This is a genomic window from Sporosalibacterium faouarense (assembly GCF_016765695.1).
In the GTDB taxonomy this organism is placed as follows: domain Bacteria; phylum Bacillota; class Clostridia; order Tissierellales; family VENL01; genus Sporosalibacterium; species Sporosalibacterium faouarense.
In genome coordinates this window covers 48054-66836 of the sequence record NZ_JAETGO010000094.1, presented here as the reverse complement: position 1 = coordinate 66836, position 18783 = coordinate 48054, and the positions used below count along the sequence as shown (strand labels likewise).

General features: G+C 31.1%; 21 protein-coding genes. 1 reads left to right on the top strand and 20 read right to left on the bottom strand.

Annotated elements, in window-relative coordinates:
• Positions 1 to 13: 13 nt before the first annotated feature.
• Complete coding sequence (locus JMO20_RS18730; RefSeq protein WP_202711279.1) at positions 14 to 370, bottom strand: Asp23/Gls24 family envelope stress response protein; 357 nt, start codon at positions 368 to 370, stop codon at positions 14 to 16.
• Positions 371 to 605: 235 nt separating this feature from the next.
• Between JMO20_RS18730 and rpmB the strand changes: the two genes are divergently transcribed.
• On the top strand, positions 606 to 797 hold the full coding sequence (rpmB, locus tag JMO20_RS18725; RefSeq protein WP_202711278.1) for a 50S ribosomal protein L28: 192 nt from the start codon (positions 606 to 608) through the stop codon (positions 795 to 797).
• 37 nt (positions 798 to 834) lie between these two features.
• Here rpmB and JMO20_RS18720 read toward each other — a convergent pair whose 3' ends face one another.
• The 19 genes from JMO20_RS18720 to JMO20_RS18630 all read right to left on the bottom strand — a co-directional run bounded on the left by JMO20_RS18720 (position 835) and on the right by JMO20_RS18630 (position 18464).
• Positions 835 to 993, bottom strand: a complete 159-nt coding sequence (locus tag JMO20_RS18720) for a hypothetical protein (protein ID WP_202711277.1) — start codon at positions 991 to 993, stop codon at positions 835 to 837.
• Positions 994 to 1400: 407 nt separating this feature from the next.
• The gene (locus tag JMO20_RS18715; protein WP_202711276.1) at positions 1401 to 2036 is read right to left on the bottom strand and encodes a thiamine diphosphokinase; all 636 of its coding nucleotides are present in this window, start codon (positions 2034 to 2036) and stop codon (positions 1401 to 1403) included.
• A 4-nt stretch (positions 2037 to 2040) separates the two neighbouring features.
• Positions 2041 to 2607 (bottom strand): energy-coupled thiamine transporter ThiT, encoded by a 567-nt coding sequence (thiT, locus tag JMO20_RS18710; protein WP_202711275.1) that lies wholly within the window; start codon positions 2605 to 2607, stop codon positions 2041 to 2043.
• Positions 2608 to 2976: 369 nt separating this feature from the next.
• Positions 2977 to 3627 carry a ribulose-phosphate 3-epimerase gene (rpe, locus tag JMO20_RS18705; protein ID WP_202711274.1) on the bottom strand — a complete coding sequence of 217 codons (651 nt, stop codon included), beginning with the start codon at positions 3625 to 3627 and terminating at the stop codon, positions 2977 to 2979.
• Between the two features lies 1 nt (position 3628).
• Positions 3629 to 4501 carry a ribosome small subunit-dependent GTPase A gene (gene rsgA / locus JMO20_RS18700; protein ID WP_202711273.1) on the bottom strand — a complete coding sequence of 291 codons (873 nt, stop codon included), beginning with the start codon at positions 4499 to 4501 and terminating at the stop codon, positions 3629 to 3631.
• A complete protein-coding gene (pknB, locus tag JMO20_RS18695; protein ID WP_202711272.1) occupies positions 4501 to 6495 on the bottom strand; it encodes a Stk1 family PASTA domain-containing Ser/Thr kinase in 1995 nt (664 codons plus the stop codon). The genes rsgA and pknB overlap by 1 nt, the downstream gene beginning before the upstream one ends.
• Positions 6496 to 6499: 4 nt before the next feature.
• Positions 6500 to 7246: a Stp1/IreP family PP2C-type Ser/Thr phosphatase gene (locus JMO20_RS18690; RefSeq protein ID WP_202711271.1), complete on the bottom strand. Its 747-nt coding sequence runs from the start codon at positions 7244 to 7246 to the stop codon at positions 6500 to 6502.
• Positions 7247 to 7277: 31 nt separating this feature from the next.
• Positions 7278 to 8318: a dual-specificity RNA methyltransferase RlmN gene (gene rlmN, locus JMO20_RS18685; RefSeq protein WP_202711270.1), complete on the bottom strand. Its 1041-nt coding sequence runs from the start codon at positions 8316 to 8318 to the stop codon at positions 7278 to 7280.
• An 85-nt stretch (positions 8319 to 8403) separates the two neighbouring features.
• Positions 8404 to 9750 (bottom strand): 16S rRNA (cytosine(967)-C(5))-methyltransferase RsmB, encoded by a 1347-nt coding sequence (rsmB, locus tag JMO20_RS18680; protein ID WP_202711269.1) that lies wholly within the window; start codon positions 9748 to 9750, stop codon positions 8404 to 8406.
• 43 nt (positions 9751 to 9793) lie between these two features.
• Positions 9794 to 10483, bottom strand: a complete 690-nt coding sequence (locus tag JMO20_RS18675; protein WP_202711268.1) for a zinc metallopeptidase — start codon at positions 10481 to 10483, stop codon at positions 9794 to 9796.
• Positions 10484 to 10485: 2 nt separating this feature from the next.
• Positions 10486 to 11238: a DUF116 domain-containing protein gene (locus JMO20_RS18670; RefSeq protein WP_202711267.1), complete on the bottom strand. Its 753-nt coding sequence runs from the start codon at positions 11236 to 11238 to the stop codon at positions 10486 to 10488.
• An 18-nt stretch (positions 11239 to 11256) separates the two neighbouring features.
• A complete protein-coding gene (gene fmt, locus JMO20_RS18665; RefSeq protein WP_202711266.1) occupies positions 11257 to 12186 on the bottom strand; it encodes a methionyl-tRNA formyltransferase in 930 nt (309 codons plus the stop codon).
• A gap of 22 nt (positions 12187 to 12208) precedes the next feature.
• Positions 12209 to 12655 carry a peptide deformylase gene (def, locus tag JMO20_RS18660; protein WP_202711265.1) on the bottom strand — a complete coding sequence of 149 codons (447 nt, stop codon included), beginning with the start codon at positions 12653 to 12655 and terminating at the stop codon, positions 12209 to 12211.
• 12 nt (positions 12656 to 12667) lie between these two features.
• Positions 12668 to 15154 (bottom strand): primosomal protein N', encoded by a 2487-nt coding sequence (priA, locus tag JMO20_RS18655; RefSeq protein ID WP_202711264.1) that lies wholly within the window; start codon positions 15152 to 15154, stop codon positions 12668 to 12670.
• A gap of 106 nt (positions 15155 to 15260) precedes the next feature.
• The gene (gene coaBC, locus JMO20_RS18650; protein WP_202711263.1) at positions 15261 to 16451 is read right to left on the bottom strand and encodes a bifunctional phosphopantothenoylcysteine decarboxylase/phosphopantothenate--cysteine ligase CoaBC; all 1191 of its coding nucleotides are present in this window, start codon (positions 16449 to 16451) and stop codon (positions 15261 to 15263) included.
• Between the two features lie 11 nt (positions 16452 to 16462).
• Positions 16463 to 16669 (bottom strand): DNA-directed RNA polymerase subunit omega, encoded by a 207-nt coding sequence (gene rpoZ, locus JMO20_RS18645; protein WP_202711262.1) that lies wholly within the window; start codon positions 16667 to 16669, stop codon positions 16463 to 16465.
• Positions 16670 to 16682: 13 nt separating this feature from the next.
• Complete coding sequence (gmk, locus tag JMO20_RS18640; protein ID WP_202711261.1) at positions 16683 to 17279, bottom strand: guanylate kinase; 597 nt, start codon at positions 17277 to 17279, stop codon at positions 16683 to 16685.
• Positions 17280 to 17561 (bottom strand): extracellular matrix/biofilm regulator RemA, encoded by a 282-nt coding sequence (gene remA, locus JMO20_RS18635; RefSeq protein WP_481133365.1) that lies wholly within the window; start codon positions 17559 to 17561, stop codon positions 17280 to 17282. It abuts the gene before it with no gap.
• A 21-nt stretch (positions 17562 to 17582) separates the two neighbouring features.
• Positions 17583 to 18464, bottom strand: a complete 882-nt coding sequence (locus JMO20_RS18630) for a YicC/YloC family endoribonuclease (RefSeq protein WP_202711259.1) — start codon at positions 18462 to 18464, stop codon at positions 17583 to 17585.
• Positions 18465 to 18783: the final 319 nt, after the last annotated feature.

Here is an 18783-nt window from a genome sequence, read left to right as displayed (position 1 = left end):
TTGTACCTCCTTACTACTTTTGTACTCTTACACCTTCTACATTTATATTAATTTTTTTGACTTTCATTCCTGTTAAATTCTCTATATTATATCTAACTTTCTCTATAATATTATTTGCAACCACAGAAATCTTAGTTCCGAACTGTACTACAATGTACAAACTGATTACAATGCTATCATTTTCTGTTTCTACTTTAACTCCTCTTGTTAAATGCTCTTTTCTTAATAATTCAACTAGACCATCAGCAGCACTTCTGTTTGACATGCCAACTAAACCATAGCACTCCATTGCTGACAAGCCAGCAACAGTTGCTAAAACGGAGTCATCAATAAAAATGGTACCATAATCATTTTTTATTTTTGCTGACATTAGCAATCCTCCTTATTACTTATATGAATTATATTATACAATATTTCTATATCTATATTCTACCCTATAATAATAATCTGTTCAAATTTACATATAATATTATATTTTTTTAGGATATTTATATCTTTTTATTGCCAAAATATATTTAGTTATGTTAAAATATAATGTGCGTAAATTTAGGAAATAATAGTTTTATTTGCTTAATAAGCTACTTGAAGCGAGGAGGTGTTCTAATATGGCTAAGTATTGTGAAGTATGCGGAAAAGGAAAAGTATCAGGTCACAACGTAACTTTCTCTGACCGTAAAATAAAAAGAAGTTGGAGTCCAAATGTACGTAGAGTTAGAGCCATTGTAGATGGAACTAAGAAAAGAATCTATGTTTGTACAAGATGTTTAAGATCAAACAAAGTTGAAAGAGCTATATAGTTAATAGGGCTTCCTGAGTTAGGAAGCCTATTCTATATTAGCAATCATATAAATACCATCCTACTCTAATTAAAACTAAGCCGACAAAAGCGAAGAAAACCCATTTTGGTAATAAGTAGAATATATATCCTATAACAGCCACAAGGATAATCAATATAGCTATAATTAAGGCCTTAGGTGTCCTTCTCCTTCTCATTATAACAACTCCTAAAACATTCTAAAGAATATCCATCCCGCACATATTAACAATAAACCTAGTAAAAACACCCAGATTCTAAGAGGAACAACTTGTATAATAATAATTGTCCCAATAACCGCTAATAAGATACCTACAACTTTTTTAGAATTCTTTTTAAAATAGAATTTATTGAAAAAATTTTTTCATCTAACACCACTCCCTTAAGACCCATTATGATATATTATATTCACAAGTTCCAATAATGTTCCTTTTAATCCTTGTGGTGATCATAAGATGCTAAACTTCCTCTAATAAATCTATATTTTTATTGTCTTGGCTTTATTCTTATAAGTAGTTTTTTTATTAATCAAATCTAAGTTTGACCAGTAAATCACTCCTTCTGCAATTTATAGAATTCACATATATTAGTCCTTAGATATTATAACTAGACAAATGCCTTCTCGAATTTCAATTATTCCTTTTTCATTAATTATTTCATTACTTATGCCTAATGTTTCATCCATCCTAAAATCTATATCATTTGTTTCATATTTAAATCCTCTCAAGGTAACTCCCTTAGCTACTTCTGTTATAGGGATAACAGATACAAAAGTATTTTCCTGTCTATCAAGAATCAACTTATCCTTGGTAATAAAAATTTCATTATTACTATTTACTATTTTAATATTTGCATCTATATTGACAAACTTTTTCATTATCATTATGTTACCTATAGTGTGATCAAGTCTTGATCCAGTTCCACCTAATAAGGTAATGTCTGTGGCACCTCTTTTAAGAGCTAAATCAATAGCTAGTTCTGTATCTGTCATATCTTTTTCCGCAGGAAACTGATAAAGTTCTATCTCCTTATTTCTCATATCTAACAATATCTCAGAATTGAGAGAATCAAAATCTCCTACAATAACACTTGGTTTAAATTCAGTCTTATAAAAGTGACGTGCTCCACCATCTGCACATATAACATAGTCTGACTCATCTATAAATTTGTTAAGAATATTAGTATCTTCAATTGTTCCATTTGATATGATAAGAGTTTTCATTAAATCACCTTTTCCAGAAATGTAGTCTCTTTATAGGGTTCCACAATGCAATTATTACAAATATAGATATAATTAACTCTGGTGAAAGATATGTTCCATTATATATAGCTGAATATGCCCAAACATTTTGATCTCCAGCAAATTCTTTAAAGAATACTACACCTGCTAATACATGGGATGCGAATCTTCCAAATATAGCAAAGACTACTCCCAATGAAAGCAATGCATATTCCTTAATTTTACTGCTACCAGCTGATATCTTTTGCATATATTGTCTTCCAAGTCCAGCCAATCCTAGTAATCCAAAAGCCATAGGGTAATCTAATACAAACTGAACTGGATGAACTATATATGGGTCAATAATGGACTGAATTATTCCATACACAGCACCAGCTAAAATTCCTCTGCCAACGCCCCATCTCAACGCTATAATCATTATAGGAACCATGCTTCCTGCAGTTACTGATCCACCAAATGGGGAATGATATATTTTCACCATACTAAGAACAGTTGCTAAAGCTATCATAATTCCACTTTCCACAATATAGTAAACATTACTATTCCTATTCATCTAAATTCCTCCCTTTATAAATATGAAAATTGCATAATTCCAAATTAAATATAATCTTACATAGAATTTTAATATGCGCTTTCTTCAAATAACCTTCTAATATTAGTATTATTCCATTAAATCATAATATATGGCTCTCTCATACATTACTTGTCCCACTATAATTATATTTAAACACCTAATAAATAGAATTCTAATTTAATATATACCCTTTTCTTAAAGACTCTCTAACACTTATAAAATATTTATAGCTATAGATTTTCTAGTATATTTTTACAATACACCTTTCTCATCTTATTTTTAACAATTTTCTCTCTATAAAGAAAACAACGATTTTATATCGTTGCTTCAAATATAAAATATTCTCTTTTAGTCTACTGTTTTAAACCTTCTCGTAGCTTCAGTAGCATCTTCACTACCAAATATTGCCGATCCAGCTACTATTACATTGGCTCCCCAGTCAACTACTTCTTTTAAATTATCTAACTTAATGCCACCATCAACTTGAATATCAATATTAAGTCCCTTTTCATCAATCATTTTTTTTAGTTTTCTTACTTTGTTCTCCATAGAATCAATTAAAGACTGACCCCCAAAACCTGGATTAACTGTCATGATTAGCACCATATCTAGTTGGTCTAGAACATATTCAATTTCTCCAAGAGGTGTTGAAGGATTTAATGCAACTGCCGCTTTAATACCATAGCTTTTTATTTGCTGAATAGTTCTATGCAAATGAACAGATGCTTCTTGGTGAACAGTTATAATATCAGCACCAGCATCAACAAAGTCTTCTATATATCTTTCTGGCTTTTCTATCATTAGATGCACATCAAATGGTACATCTGTAACTTTTCTTAATTTCTTTATCACAGGTGCTCCAAATGTAATATTAGGAACAAAATGTCCATCCATTATGTCTAAATGCACCATATCAGCTCCGCCGTCCTCTATTTTCTTCAACTCTTCTTCCAGCTTACTAAAATCTGCTGATAGTACTGATGGCGCTACTTTTATCATGTTAATACCTCCTATTATCCTTAAGTTCATTTAAAAAGAGTAAGTAATTTTCATATCTAAACTTACTAATTTCATTTTTCTCAACAGCCTCTTTTACTGCGCACTTAGGTTCCTTATTATGTTTACAACCTCTGAATTTACAGTGTTCACTCAAATCATGAATTTCATTGAAATATAATTCTAATTCATCTTCCTCAATAAAACTTAATTCAAGAGAGCTAAACCCAGGAGTGTCTAAGACCCATCCACCATTTTCTAACTCCATTAATTCAGTATGACGGGTCGTATGCTTACCTCTACTAGTTTTTTTACTCACATCTCCAGTTTTTAATTGAAGATTAGGTTGAATCATATTAAGTAATGTAGACTTACCCACTCCTGAAGGACCAGAAAAAACTGATATTTTATTCTGTAGTACATTCCTTAATTCATTGATACCCAAATCTTTCTTACAACTAGTATTAATAATCTTATAACCTGCTTTTTCATAAATCTTATTTATCTTTTCAATTTCCTCACTGGAGTCTAAATCAACCTTGTTTATACATATAACTACATCTAAATTTTCTTTCTCAGCCAATATCAGGAATCTATCTAATAACCAAAAGTTGGGCATAGGTTTTTTAATTGCAAATACTATAATTGCCTGATTTACATTGGCTACAGGTGGTCTAATTAACTCTGTACTTCTATTCATTATTTCGATAATATAACCATTATCATCTTGTATTTCATCAATCTTAACTCTATCTCCCACTAAAGGAGTTATTTTCTTCTTTCTAAAAAGTCCTCTAGCACGGCATTGATAAGTTTTATTATCGGTTTTTACTTCGTAAAGGCCACCTACACCTTTAGTAATAATGCCTTCCTGCATTAATTGACCTCCTCAAAATTTATCTCTTTTTCAAAGAATTCTATTCCATCGAAATAAATTTTATAAACTGTTCTTCCAGTTCCAGTTACAGTAACCCAAATTTTTTCTTCACTAGTATTATGTTCCTTGTCATATACTATTTTTGAATTGATTCCTTGTACTTTCTTTACCTTCACATGAACCTTATCTTTATTCTTAGGCAATGGGACAGAAATAGATACAGATTTTTCTTCTTCCCCATTACTATTGTCTGTATTCGAGGAATCGTTATTTTGCCCTGATGTTTCTTGACTTTTTTCTCCTGATCCTGAACTAACTATTAAGCTTACCGTTTGACTCTCAGCTACTTCCGTTCCAGAGGATATTGATTGATTTATAACTATGTCTACTTCATATTTTTCACTTTCTTGATAGTCAATGGAACCAACAACTAACCCTAAAGAAGTAATCTCATTTTTAGCATCTTCTACATTTGATCCAATAAGATTAGTCATTAATACTGTATTAGTTTTTGGACCAGCACTTACAATTAAATTAATTTTTGAGTTTTCTGGTACTTCAGTAGATGGAGCAGGGTCTTGACTAATTATTACATTTCTAGGAAATTCACTGTTATTATCATATTTTACATCCCCTACTTCAAGATTATAATTATCTAATGTAATTGTAATATCAGATAATAGTTTTTTCTCTAAACTAGGTACTGGAATAAGCTTTTCCCCTTTACTAACAACTACTTCAATTGGAAAATTAACTTTACGTTTTGTTCCAGGTGTCACACTTTGCTCAATCACATGATCGGCTTTATACTCAGAATTAAATTCTTCTCTTTTTACTTTAAACTCTAATCCAATATCCTCAATACGTTCCTTAGCAATGTCGATAGCTAATCCTCTAACATCGGGAACTTTAACTTCTTCCACTGTCAAATAATCATTAAGTTGAATATAAATATATCCTCCACCTAAAACAGTTGCCAAAAGGATAGCAGAAAAAACTGCTGCCACTGTTACAAGCTTATTATTTTTCTTTTTACTATTTTGTTTTTCATCTTTATTATTATTGTTCTTTTCTGTTCTACTCATACTTTTGCTCATAATGTCTTCATCCTTTACTGATGGAATTGTTATCGTTGGTGAATCATTAATATTATCAATATCAATAAAGTCCTCATCATTTAAATTTTTAAATTGCTTTAAATCATATAATAGCTTTTCAGTATTACTATATCTTAAGGTTTGGTCTTTTTTAACACATTGCATAATTATCTTTTCAAGAGATCTAGGTATAGATTCATTAATTATTTTTGGAGAAGCTATATTTTCCTGAACATGCTTTAATGCCACAGAAATTGGACTATCCCCTTGAAAAGGCAATTTACCAGTTACCATTTCATACATTACTATCCCTAATGAGTAAATATCCGACTTTTCATCAACATAACCTCCCCTGGCTTGTTCAGGAGAAAAATAGTGAACTGATCCAATAACACTACTAGTGCTAGTAACTGTAGCTGAAGTAGCAGCTTGAGCTATTCCAAAATCAGTAACCTTCGCTCGACCATCATCTGTTATTAAAATATTATGGGGTTTAATATCTCTATGAACTATATGATTTTTATGGGCATGACTTAATCCATCAGCAATTTGAACAGCAATAGACATAGTTTCATCAACAGTTAGTTTGCCTTTTTCCTGAATAAATTCTTTAAGTGTTTTGCCTTTGACATACTCCATGACTATATAATAAATATCATCTTCTACTCCAACATCATAAACATTAACTATATTGGGATGGGATAAACTAGCTGCTGCCTGGGATTCTCTTTTAAACTTTGCAATAAATTCATCATCATGTATAAATTCTCTTCTTAACACCTTTATAGCAACAAATCTATTTAACAAGCGACATTTGGCTTTATATACTAAAGCCATGCCTCCTCCACCGATTTTTTCAACAATTTCATATCTATTTCCTAAAACTTTTCCAATCATTTGATCACCTCTTTTCTTGTTTAACTTCAATAACAAGAGCAGTAATATTATCAAGTCCTCCTAATTCATTTGCAGTACTAACTAGTTTTTCACAGGCTTCTTGTTTATCCTCTGCACTTAATAATATTTCTTTAATCAATCCGTCACTAACCATATTACTTAAACCATCTGTACAAAGTAATATAATGTCTCCTTCTTCTACATCCTTAGATAATATATCTATCTTAACCGTTGCATCAGTTCCAAGTGCTCTAGTAATAATATTCTTTTGAGGATGGTTTATAGCATCAACTTCAGAAATACTACCATTCCTTACTAATTCTGCTACTAAAGAATGATCCTGAGTGATTTGCATTATCTCTTCGTTCCTAATGAGATAAGCTCTACTGTCTCCAATATGACCAATATAGATTTCATTGTTCAAGATAACAGCCATGGTTACAGTTGTTCCCATACCTTCATATTCTTCATTTGAGTTAGACTTTTCATAAACTCTATTATTAGATTCATTTAATACCTCATTTATGAATTTTGGAACTTCTAACTCCTTTTTAACTAACTCTTCCTTATATTCTTTTACCATTTCTTCCACAGTCTCTACGACTATACGACTTGCTACTTCTCCTGCCTTATATCCTCCCATACCGTCGGCCACAACAAAAATAGGAAAATCATCAAGATTACATTTAAAATATGAGTCTTGATTTATTTCTCTTATTTTTCCAACATCTGAACATACTCCGACAAACATTATATCACCTCACTCACTTTATGCAAGTAATTTATTCTTCTGTGTCAATATAGTCTCTTCTCAACTGACCACAGGCTGCGTTCACATCACTACCCATTTCTCTTCTAATAGTAGAATTAATACCTCTACTATCTAAAAAATCTTTAAATTCTTTAATATACTTGGCTTTTGGCGTTTTTAAGTTGAATTCTTTTATTGGATTTAAAGGTATTAGATTCACATGACAAAGAAGTCCTTTTAAAATTTTAGTTAATTCTTTAGCATCTTCTGCCCTATCATTAACACCTTCTATTAATGTATATTCAAAGGTTACTCTTCTATTAGTTCTTTCTATATAATATTTACATGCCTCAATAATCTCATCTATAGAATACTTCCTTGAAATTGGCATAATTTTCTTTCGCTCTTCATCAAATGGAGTATGAAGGGAAATAGATAAAGTAATAGGAATATCCTCATGGGCTAAATCTTTAATTTTTGGAACTACTCCACATGTAGATAACGTAATATGTCTATATCCGATATTTTGACCCTTCTCACTATGTAAGATGTTTAGAAAGTTAAGAACATTATCGTAATTATCCAAAGGCTCGCCACTTCCCATTAATACAATATTACTAACTTTAACATCTAAATCCTTTTGAATCTGATAAACTTGGTCTAGGATTTCTCCAGAAGTCAAATTTCTCACAAGTCCATCTTGAGTAGATGCACAAAAAGAGCAACCCATCTTACACCCTACTTGAGTAGAAAGACAAAGAGTAACTCCATGCTTATACTCCATCATAACACTCTCAATAATATTTCCATCATTTAACTTAAATAAGTACTTTTTAGTATCATCTTCTTTAGAATCAAACCTTTGAAGTATTGTTAAGTTATCAATTGTATGGGTATCTTTCAGCTTGTCCCTCAGCCCTTTAGATAACACTGTTATATCATCTATTGATTCTATCATTTTTCCATGAATCCACCTAAATACCTGCTCAGCTCTAAAGGATTTCTCTCCTATTGATAAAAAAACTTCTTTAGTCTCATTGATGGTTAAAGACTTTAAATCTATTTTTTTCAAATTATCCCTCCTGAGAAAAGAGAATCAGAATTCTCCAAATTATATTATATCATATTATGTAGATATTTGTTTTATAAAGTTATCCTTAATCCCTATTCTTAATTAGTTTTACTATAAAGAAACCATCTGTATCGTGAATATGTTGAAATAACTCAACAAAACCATCTTTAGCTGTTTCTATATTATCACCAGAGATCATGTCTTCAAAACCTAATAAGCTAAAATTATCATGATCCTTCAAGAATTTCCTTATTAAGTTAATATTTTCATCTCTTTCAATTGTGCAAGTGCTATAAATAAGCACCCCTTCTCTCTTAAGATATTTACAGGCATTTTCTAATATTTTATATTGCAGTGATGTTATCTTCTCTATATCATCTTCTTCTTTTTTCCATTTAATATCAGGCTTTCTTCTTATTAATCCTAATCCTGAACAAGGTGCATCTACTAAGCAATAGTCAGCTTTACCTACAAGCTTTTCATCTACATTTAAAGCATTGTAGTTTTCTGCCTCTATAATATCTAATCCCAATCTATCTGCATTGCCTTCAATTAGCTTTATCTTGTGGTCATAAACATCCCTAGCAATTATTTTTCCTTTATTATTCATTTTTTCAGCAATATGTGTAGCCTTGCCTCCAGGTGCACTAGCTACATCTATCACTAGACTATCTTCTCTAGGATTCATGATTTGAGCAACAAGCATTGAACTTTCATCTTGTATCTGAAAATGCCCCTCCTTGAATTCTTCAATTTCGGTAATTCTCACTGGATTCTCAACGATAATCCCGTCCTTAGCCATTGTACATTCGTAAGCATCGAAACCTTTCTCTTTTAGCTTTTCTATTAAATTTTCTTTAGATGTTTTTAATGTATTCGCTCTTATATTTAGCTTAGGCTTTTTGTTATTTGCATTACATAATTCTTCAGTAAAATCTACACCAAACTCTTTAATCCACCTATTAATCATCCATTTAGGATGGGAATACTTAATAGATAGGTATTCAACAGGATTCTTTTCTTTACTTGGTATTTCTATACTCTCTTTCTTCCTAGAAATACTCCTCAATACACCATTAACAAATCCAAAGGTTCCTTTATGGGAATTCTTCTTCGCTAAACTCACCGACTCATAAACTGCAGCTCTATCAGGAACCTTATCCATAAATATAATTTGATAAATACCCATTCTTAATATATTTTTTATAACCGGAGATATCTTTTTAAATCTAACTTTTGAGAACTTCTTTATTACCCAGTCTAGATACATTCTGTTTTCTAATACTCCATAGACGATTTCTCTAATTAATCCTTCATCTTGAGGACTTACTTCATTATTAATATTTCTATTTATTGAGATATTAGAAAAGGCTCCCTCCTGGTCTATCTCTAAAAGAATCTTTAATACTATCTCTCTACTATTGTTAGCCATTGTATCCCTCCAATAAAATAAAAGGGGTATTCTCCCCTTTTAATTAATCCCTTCTATTACTTAAAAGTATTAACCTAATTAACTGAGCTATACCTACTAAGGTTGCAGCTACATATGTTAATGCTGCTGCACTAAGAACTTTCTTTGCAGGCTTAATTTCTTCTCTAGTAATAATTCCACCTTCAAGCTGTGCCAATGCTCTACTACTTGCATTAAACTCAACAGGCAATGTAACTATTTGGAAAGCTACAACAGCTAAATATAGTAAAATTCCTACCTGTATTAAAACAGAGTTGAAAATAAACCCCGCAAATACTAATATCCAAACGAATCTTGAACCAAAATTTGCAATTGGAGCAATATTATTTCTCAGCATTAAAGGAAAATATCCCTTTGCATGTTGTATTGCATGACCAACTTCATGGGCAGCTACACCTGCCGATGCTACTGATCTACCATTATGTACAGGTGTAGATAACCTTAAAACTCTAGTTCTTGGGTCATAATGGTCTGTGAGGTTTCCTCTTATATGCTCAATTCTTACATCATGTAGTCCATTTTTATCTAATATCATCCTAGCTACTTGAGCTCCAGTATACCCAGATCTATTTTGAACTTTTAAATATTTATTGAATGTTCCTTTAACCTTAGCTTGAGCATACATAGCAAACAAAATTGCTGGAATTAAAATAATAAACTCAATTGGAGCTCCATACATATATGGGAAATACATAATTATTCCTCCTCTAAAAATAACTTAATTGCTTCTTCTAAGTTTTTTACATTGACTTTAGTGTTAAAGCATGGTCCGTTAGGTCTTTCATTAAATACACCTATAACTGGAATAAGCTTAACATCATTTATTCCACTGGCTAAATCTCTTTCACATGCTACAGCTATAATTGCTTTTGGTCTTTTCCTTTTTATCCATTCCCTAGCCAAAGTACCACCTGTTGCAACCACAGCGTCAACGTTATATTTATTGGATATCTCTACAATATCTTTGATATCACATTTGCCACACATTCTACAATTTTTTATGTCATTAGTTATCTTATACTGACATTTTGAATCTTGTAAACAATGGGGCAATAATATAAGTATTTCTTCTGGCTTCACTTTAATAGTTTTTGTTTTTACTAAAAAATTATTTATTTTACCATAAACTCTTCTTATACTATCAATATCAATTTTAAAAACCTTTGAAATCCATATCAATATAGGATATATAAATCCTAATAAACCTCTAAGAATTTTATAATTTAATTTGGAAATTTTTTTATTAGATGCTATTTTATATAACATATAAATAGTCCAAAGTAAAACTATAATAAAAACTATCATAACAACAAAGGTTCCCATTAAAATAACCCTCATTACACTTATACTTTCTAAGGTTAAAATAAATAAGCTTATAGCACTAACAGCACCAAGAATAGAAATAATTGCTATAATTGCAAATAAAAATCTTTTCTCATCTCTTTTCATTAGCTTCACATCCGTAACTTATGATAATATTACTCCTTGTTCAAACTCATTACCCTTTAGGTAATCTTCAACCTTCATACTTCTTTTCCCAGGAAATTGTATTTTTTTAATTTGTAAACAATCATCTTTAGTATTTACAAATATTCCTTCATTACTTACTTTAACTACTTCTCCAGGAACACCTTCTTTAAATTTTTTAACTATTTCTACATTGGATATCTTTATCTTCTTATTCTTATATTTTGTAAATGCACTTGGCCAAGGTTCAGTACCTCTTACAAGATTCTTTATATCTATTGCAGTATCACTCCACTCTATTCTACCTAAATTTTTATTCATTATAGGAGCATAGCTTGATTCACTTTCGTTTTGAGGAATACTTTCTATACTACCCTCTTTCAAGCCATTAAGAGTATCAATTAGTAACTCAGCACCCATAACCATTAATTTATCATGTAGTACTCCTGCTGTTAAATTTTCAGCTATATCCATTTGGCTTTTAAGTAGCATATCACCTGTATCTAATCCTTTTTCCATAAGCATAGTAGTTACACCAGTAATTTTTTCTCCATTTATTAATACCCAGTTTATCGGTGCTGCTCCCCTATATTTAGGAAGCAAAGAAGCATGTACATTTATACAACCGTACTCTGGTAGATTTAAAATCTCTTCCTTTAAAATCTGACCATATGCAACTACAACAATAACATCTGGTGATATTTCCTGTAATTTGCTGATACTTTCAGCACTATTAATTTTTTCTGGCTGAAAAACTTCAATCCCTAGTTCCTTGGCCTTTACTTTTACAGGAGGAGGAGTCATTTTTTTCCCCCTCCCCTTTGGTCTATCTGGCATAGTTACTACTAATGAAACATTATAATTTTCTTCATATATTTTGTTTAATGTTGGAACTGCAAAATCTGGAGTTCCCATAAAAACTACATTCATCTTATTAACACCTCAGCTATCTTTATTCTTCCTCTTCGATTTTATCAATAAATAAAACTCCATTTAAATGGTCTATCTCATGACATAGTGCCCTTGACAAAAGCATACTTCCCTCAATTGTTTTTTCATTTCCTTCTTCATCTAGATACTTAACCTTTACTTTCTCAGGCCTTCTGACCTTTCCATTTTTTCCTGGAATACTTAGGCATCCTTCTGAATCCAAATATTCACCATTTTGTTCTATTATTTCAGGATTTATTAAAGCAATTGGCCCTTCTCCTATATCCACAACGATAACCCTTCTTAATATACCTACTTGTGGCGCTGCAAGACCTACTCCTTCTTCCTCGTACATTGTATCTTTCATATCGTTTATTAAAGTCTTTATCCTACCATCTATTTTTGCTACTTCCCTTGATTTTTTTCTTAATAAAGGATCTCCTTCATATCTTAATTGTCTAATTGCCATATGACTTACCTCCTAAATAATTGAAATTGGATTAATATCTATACTAAATCTTATATTACCATACTTAACTTTATTCATGTCTGTCAAGCATATTTCTTCTATTATACCTTTTATTTTATCCATTTCAAAGTCTTCACTTTTTATAACTACTTGCCACCTATAGTTACTTTTAATTTTAGCTATTGGTGCAGGATTTGGTCCCATTAAATTATCTTTACTAAATTTTATATTGGTTTTTCTTATTTTATTCATAATATCGTTAGACAACTTACCTGCAGCAATTGATACTTCTCTTTCATTTTTCCCTATTATAGTTATATTAATTATATTACTATAAGGTGGATAATTGAAAGTTTCTCTTAATAATATCTCTTTATCGTAAAAGCTAATAAAATCATGTTCTCTGGCAGCTTCTATACTATAATGATCTGGCTCATAGGTTTGAAGAATGACTTTACCTTCGTGGGCACCTCTACCTGCTCTTCCACCAACTTGCGTAATTAGCTGAAAAGTTCTCTCTGAAGCCTTAAAATCTGGCAAATTCAAACTCATATCCGCTGCAATTATACCAACTAAAGTTACATTTGGAAAGTCTAAGCCTTTTGATATCATCTGCGTTCCTATGAGGATATCAACCTTACCTTCCTTCACTCCGTCTAGAATTTTTTCATGACTGCCCTTTCTGGATGTGGTATCAACATCCATTCTTGCAACCCTAGCTTCAGGAAAGTTCTTTCTAACCAATTCTTCAACTTTTTGAGTTCCTACACCAAAGTATTTAATATACTTGCTTCCACAATCAGGACAAACTGTAGGTGGTTTAATTGATAGTCCACAATAATGACAAATAAGTAAATGTTTAGAGCTATGATAGGTTAAAGATATGTCACAATGCTTACATTTTACCACATATCCACATTTTCTACAGGAAACAAATGATGAAAATCCTCTTCTGTTTAAAAATAAAATTGTTTGCTTTTTTCTTGCAAGATTTTCTTTTATTGATTTATATAAACTTATGCTAAATATTGACTTATTTCCTCTGTCTAACTCATCCTTCATGTCAACTACCTCTATTGGAGGTAATTCTTTATTATTTGCTCTATTACTTAATGTTAATAAATGAATATCACCTTGTATAGCCCTATAATATGTCTCTACCGACGGAGTGGCCGAGCCTAAAAGAAGAGAAGCATTCTCTATCTCACATCTTTTCTCTGCAACTTCTATTGTATTATACTTTGGGTTCATGCTAGACTTATAGCTATTTTCATGTTCTTCATCAATAATTATTAATCCAAGTCTACTAAATGGAGCAAAAACAGCAGACCTTGCACCAACAACTATATCTACTTCTTCATTCTTTATCTTTTGCCATTCATCAAATCTTTCTCCTAAAGATAATCTACTGTGTAATATAGCTACTCTATCGCCAAATCTACCTACAAATCTTTCTACAGTTTGAGGTGTAAGTGAAATCTCAGGCACTAGTACAATTGATTGCTTCTTATCCTTAAGCATTTTTTCGATTAATTGTAAATATACCTCTGTTTTCCCACTTCCAGTTATTCCGTGAATTAGAAATTTATTGTTAATATTATTACTACTGTAATCATAAATCGTATCAACACAATTCTTCTGTTGAGGAGTTAATGTAATTTTATGATATTTAGCTATTTCTTTAGAAATAGGATTTCTTCTTATCTCTTCATCGACTATTTTGATATAACCCTTTTTCTCTAATGCATTAACTGTCCCCCTAGTTGTAGACATTTCTTTTAATAACTTCGAAAGTACAATTTGGTCTAATCCTGAGATATACTCTAGTACCTCTTTTTGCTTATGGGCTCTATTACTCATGCTTTCAACAATATTACTAGTATCATCTTCATCAAAATTCCTAAAAACAACTTTTTGATACTTCTTATTCACATTGCTTTCGATTCTATCATATGTAGTAATATACCCATTTCCTTCTAAATAGGTTACATGTTTATGAATGTTTCTTAAATCTAATTTATTTCTAACTTCTTTTACATGACTATCTCCTTTTTCCTTTAAATAGTCCATAATCCTCTTTTCATTCTCCATCTGCTCTAAATGCAATTTATTAACAGTTCCTTTTTCTGTTAACTTAAGGTATTTTTTCACCTTATTAGTTATTCCCGAAGGCATTACTGTTCTAAAAACATCTATATACTGAGCTAAATACTTCTCTTTCATCCATATTGCTAAATCCAACATTTCTTTAGATATTATTGGTTTTACATCAATAATACTGTCTACATATTTTAATTTACTAATATCTAAATCAGAATTTTCCTTCAAGTAAACAACTACTCCTTCTAAGAGTCTATCTCCTCTACCAAATGGAACTAAAACCCTCATACCAATTTGAATTTCTGATTTATATTCATCAGGAACTAGATAGGTGTAACACATATCAGTGTTCCTACTTCTATTATCAACTATTATTTCTGCAAAAATATTTCCAACCATTACAATCAACCTTTCACAAAACCTATAGGTTTATTATAACAAAATATACGGGAATAAGTATATTAAAAAGCTAGATATAAAGTTAAAATTATATCTAGCCCTTAATCTACTTTAGCATATCAACTAATTTATCAATTATAACCTTTGAAACTTCTGCTTTTGACATTTTGGGATATTCCACTAAGTTTTCATTACTATCAATTATAGTAATTATATTGGTATCACTCATAAATCCTGCATCTCTATTTGATACATCATTTAATACTATAAAATCAAATTTCTTTTTTTCAATCTTTTTCTTAGCATTCTCAACTAAATTATCAGTCTCTGCTGCAAAACCAACCATTATTTGCTTTTCTTTCCTCTTGCTAATTTCTTGAGAAATATCTGGATTCCTTATAAAACTAAGCTCAAGGTTACCATCATTTTTCTTAATCTTAGTATCACTAACCTTTTCAGGTCTATAATCTAAAGGTGCTGCTGCCTTAATCAATCCATCACAGCTATCGAAATGATTGGATACTTCTTTGAGCATTTCTTCAGTTGTTTTTACTCTAATGACTTCTATCCCAGTGGGAGGCTCAAGATTTGTAGGACCACTTATCAAAACTACATTGGCTCCCCTTGCTTTTGCTTCTACTGCCAGAGAATAACCCATTTTTCCACTAGAATAGTTAGTAATGTATCTAACTGGATCTATAGGCTCAATTGTAGGACCTGCTGTAACTACTACTTTCTTTCCCTCAAGATCTTTATTTATGAGAAGTCCAGTAACATATTCAACAATATCTACTGGCTCTGCCATTTTGCCTTCACCATAATCTCCACAAGCTAATCTGCCACTGCCTGGCTTAATAAATTGATGTCCTAGTGATTTAAGCTTTTTAATATTCTCCTGAACAATTGGATTAGTGTACATATTCGTATTCATAGCTGGTGCAAATACTACTTTTGCTCTAGTTGCCATTATGGTAGTACTTAACATGTCATCAGCTATTCCATTTGCTACTTTGCCAATTATATTAGCCGTTGCAGGAGCGACTAAAAAAACATCAGCCTTTTGGGCCAAAGATATGTGTTCTATATCCCAAGTTTTGGGTTCTTCAAACATATCCACAGTCACATAGTTCTGAGAAAGTGATCGGAAAGTTAAGGGAGTAACGAATTCAGAAGCAGATTTAGTCATTATTACATCCACATTTGCGTGTCTTTTTCTAAGACGACTCACAACATCAACTGCTTTATATGCAGCTATTCCTCCTGTTACGCCTAGTACAATATTCTTTCCTTTTAGCATTTGATCACCCCTTATTGATCCTTTATAACTGCTTTGGTATATTCTACTTTATCTTCATTTATTTCATGGATTGCTACTGTTACAGGCTTATTTGTATCTACCTCAACTAAAGCCTCATCTCCATCTACTAGCTGTCTAGCCCTCTTAGAAGCTAGCATCACTAAAGTATATCTACTATCCACTTTTTTCAATAATTCATTCATTGAAGGATATAACATTTAAATACCTCCTTTACAGTTGTTTTATTATATCAACTTTTCTTGATACCTTACATTTCTCTGCAATAATAATTGCTTCTACTTTCTTTACAGCTTCATCTACTTCATCATTGATTACTCCATAGTCATATTTAAAAGCATAGTCTAGCTCTTTATATGCACTATTAAACCTTTTCTTAATAGCTTCTTGAGTTTCTGTTCCTCTACCAATAATTCGCTTTTTTAACTCTTCCATAGATGGAGGTAATACAAAAATAAATACACCATCAGAATAAATGTTTTTTACATTTAAAGCTCCCTGAATGTCTATTTCTAAAAGTACATCTATTCCTTTTTCTAGCTTTTCTTCAATATTTTTCCTAGGAGTGCCATAATAATTTCCATAAACCTCAGCATATTCTAGAAACTCATTATTACCTATCATAGCCTTAAATTTTTCCTTATCTTCAAAGTAGTAATTAACTCCATCTACTTCACCTGTTCTAGGACTCCTAGTAGTTGCAGAAATTGAAAGCTGTATGTCTTTATTCTTTTTTAGTAGTTTTTTGCAAATAGTTCCCTTTCCAGCCCCCGACGGACCTGAAACCACAATCAGCAATCCCTTACTCATTTACTTCTCCTCTTTCTTTTTTTGATTTATATCATTTTCTTCATTATCCTTATTGTTTAATCTATGAGCAACTGTTTCAGGCTGAACTGCTGAAAGAATTATATGATCACTATCTGTTACAATAACAGCTCTAGTTCTTCTACCATAAGTAGCATCGATAAGCATACCACGCTCTCTAGCCTCTTGAATTATTCTTTTAATAGGTGCAGATTCTGGACTTACAATTGCTACCATCCTATTTGCAGACACTATATTACCAAAACCAATATTAATCAGCTTTATATCCATCAAGCTTCCTCCTCATTATTCTATATTTTGTATTTGCTCTCTAATTTTCTCTAGTTCACTTTTTATCTCTACTACATTATTGGTCATTTCCACATCACTAATTTTAGAGCCTATGGTATTGGCTTCTCTATTCATTTCCTGAGCTAAAAAGTCAAGTTTCCTTCCAACAGAAATATCTGAATTCAAGGTCTCAACCATTTGGCCAATGTGACTATGTAATCTAACAATTTCCTCATTTATATTACTCTTATCTGCAAATACCGCAACTTCATTAGCTAGAATATTTTCGTCTACTTCATATTTCCCTTCTAATAACTCTTCTATACGAGTCCATAGCTTTTCTTTATATTCCTTAACTATTTCTGGACATCTTTTTTCAACTTCTTCTAATATTTCCTTTACTCTATTGCCTCTCTCTTTGATATCTTTAGCTAATTCCTTTCCTTCAGATATCCTCATTGTAATCATTTTATCTAATGCTTCTTCAATCGCAGCTTTAAGACAACTCCATACTTCATCTTCATCTACTTCTTTTTTCTCTAAGTTAAGAACCTCTGGAAATTTAGATAATATATCTAAAGATATATGGTCTATAATTTTAAGTTCATTCGCTAAGCTCTCCAAAGCATCCTTATAAGATTGGGCCAAAGATAAGTTCACCTTCACATCAAAATCACTTTCTCCAATATTCTCTAATCCTATGTATAGCTCTACCCTACCTCTCTTAACCTTATTTCTAATCATCTTCTTAATTTTTTCTTCTAGGTAGTTTAAATGCTTAGGCATACGAATAATTATATCACTATACCTGTGATTTAGCGATTTTATTTCGACTGTAAACTTTCTAGCCTCATCACTACTCTCACCTCTTCCAAATCCAGTCATACTTCTAATCATTACTTTCATCCTTTCTGAATTGTTATAATCAATTTTACCATAAAAAGAGCCTATGTCAATCAAGTGAAATCCTAATTATATACTTGATTATTACATTTAAATAATACTCTTACTGTAAAATTAAATTTACAAAATTTATTATTATGCACTATGCTATTTTAACACTAATTATAAATGAGGAAATTACATAATTCAATTTTGTCTATAGTTTTATTTTATATCTTATTTATATTTTATCCGTTCTTATGTATAAATCCTTCAATATGTTACAAAAACTTAATATTTGTTTTCATAATCACTGAGCCTTTATATTTTCATA